The organism is Streptomyces sp. UH6 (genome assembly GCF_013421635.1).
Classification (GTDB): Bacteria; Actinomycetota; Actinomycetes; order Streptomycetales; family Streptomycetaceae; genus Streptomyces; species Streptomyces abyssomicinicus.
This window is the reverse complement of the sequence record NZ_JACADT010001283.1, coordinates 1-1,313: the sequence shown is the minus strand read 5'-3', so window position 1 is coordinate 1,313 and position 1,313 is coordinate 1. Positions and strand designations below refer to the sequence as shown.

Annotated in this window: 2 protein-coding genes; both read right to left on the bottom strand. The window is 75.9% G+C overall.

Features of this window, described 5'->3' with window-relative positions; translation table 11 throughout:
• Nucleotides 1-198: 198 nt before the first annotated feature.
• A complete protein-coding gene (locus HW445_RS32955) occupies nt 199-375 on the bottom strand; it encodes an MbtH family NRPS accessory protein (protein ID WP_308800248.1) in 177 nt (58 codons plus the stop codon).
• A partial coding sequence (locus HW445_RS31295) for an alpha/beta fold hydrolase (protein ID WP_257231418.1) occupies nt 372-1,313 on the bottom strand: 942 nt, incomplete at its 5' end. The genes HW445_RS32955 and HW445_RS31295, both read right to left, overlap by 4 nt.

Here is a 1,313-nt window from a genome sequence, read left to right as displayed (position 1 = left end):
TGCTGGAGGCGGCGCGGGCCGTGTCGGAGGACCACTACTGGGGGGTGGTCCACGCGCTGCGGGTCGCGGGCGTGCGAGGGGTGTAGCGGCCGGGCGGCATACCCGCGTACCCGGTGACCGCGTACCGCGTACCCGAAAGGCCGCGCCCCGGGCGGGACGCGGCCCTCGGCGCACGGCGGAGGGGGCGGGGCAGGGGTGTCACGGCAAGGGGAGACGCCCTTCGCACTCCTCCCGCGGCGCGGGGCCGAACAGCACCGCCCAGCCCGCCGGCGTCTCGCGCCACGCGGGCCACAACGAGCGCTCGCCGCGGGCGTTGACCAGCACCAGGAACGGCGTCGGGGCGTCGAACGGGGACGGGATGCCGGTCGCGTTCACGCGTCGAGCTCCTTCAGCCGGGCGGAGACCACCGCGGCCACCGCGTCGAGGTGGCGGCCCTGGGTGATCAGCGGGTGGGTGCAGTCCAGGTCCAGGTTGCGGATCTGCCCGCCGATGTGCGGGCGCCAGGACTCCCAGGTCAGCCAGTGCTCCGCCCGCGGCGCGGCCGCCGTGAAGAAGAGCAGGTCGCCCTCGTACCGCCGGTGGACGTGCTCGCGCATCAGGCGCGCGTTGTGCGGCACGATGTCGACGATCCGGTTCAGTGTGACGTCGGACAGACCGCCCAGCGGGCTGCCCAGCCGGGCCAGGGTCGCGACCACGTCCTCCTTGGTCGCCTCCTCCGTCCGCTCCAGGCCGGCCATCCGCAGCACCGCGGTGAGCGCGTCGCCCTCCTCCGGGGCGGGCCGCTCCCGCCACTGCTCGGCGGGGAACGCGTCCAGCAGCGCCAGCAGGTCGACCTCCTCACCCGCCTCCTGGAGCAGCACCGCCATGGTCTGCGCCAGCGCGCCACCCACCGACCAGCCCATCAGCCGGTAGGGGCCCTGCGGACGCACCGCCCGGACCTGCTCGACGTACGCGGCGGCCAGCGCCTCCAGCGACCTCGGCAGCGGGCCGCCCTCCAGCAGGCCGGGCGCCTGGATGCCGTACACCGGCCGGTCCGGTCCGAGCCGCGCGGGCAGACCCGCGTAGCACCAGGCGATGCCGCCCGCCGGGTGGAGCACGAACAGCGGAGGCCGGTCGCCCTCCGGGCGCAGCGGCAGCACCACGTCCAGCGCGTCCGAGGAGGACGGGCGGGCACTGTCCAGCCGGGCGGCGAGCGCCGCGGGCGTCGGTGAGGCGAACAGCGAACCCAGGGTGAGCCCGGCGCCGAACTCCTCGCGGATCCGGGCCACCAGACGGATCGCCAGCAGCGAGGAGCCGCCCAGGTCGAAGAAGGC